Annotated in this window: 1 protein-coding gene; it reads left to right on the forward strand. The window is 36.4% G+C overall.

All coding sequences use genetic code 11. From position 1 onward, the window contains the following. Window positions 1-558 (forward strand): EF-Tu/IF-2/RF-3 family GTPase (locus ACTQYZ_RS10040; RefSeq protein WP_441416546.1); only part of this gene is annotated, 558 nt, incomplete at its 5' end. Window positions 559-610 lie beyond the last annotated feature (52 nt).

Genomic DNA, 610 nt, shown 5'->3' on the forward strand with positions numbered 1-610 from the left:
TTCCTAATGCCAGTAGAAGACGTATTCTCAATCACAGGTAGAGGTACAGTAGCAACAGGTAGAGTAGAAAGAGGTATCGTAAAAGTTGGAGACGAAGTTGAAATCGTAGGTATCAAAAAAGAAATCAACAAGTCAGTAGTAACAGGTGTAGAAATGTTCAGAAAACAACTTGACGAAGGTGTTGCTGGAGATAACATCGGAGCATTATTAAGAGGTGTAGATAGAACAGAAATCGAAAGAGGACAAGTATTAGCAAAACCAGGTTCAATTCACCCACATACAAAATTCAAAGCAGAAGTATACGTATTAACAAAAGATGAAGGTGGTAGACATACACCATTCTTTAACGGATACAGACCACAATTCTACTTCAGAACAACAGACGTAACAGGAGTAGTAGAATTAGAAGGCGGAGCAGAAATGGTAATGCCAGGAGATAACATTACAACAACAATCGAACTAATCACACCAATCGCTATCGAAGAAGGATTAAGATTCGCTATCAGAGAAGGTGGTAGAACAGTAGGTTCAGGAGTTGTTGCTGAAATTATCGAATAATTTTAGTAAATGATAAATAAAAAAGAACATCAATAAGATGTTCTTTTTTTAT

The organism is Anaerofustis sp. LCP19S3_F7 (assembly GCF_052119445.1).
Lineage (GTDB): Bacteria > Bacillota > Clostridia > Eubacteriales > Anaerofustaceae > Anaerofustis > Anaerofustis butyriciformans.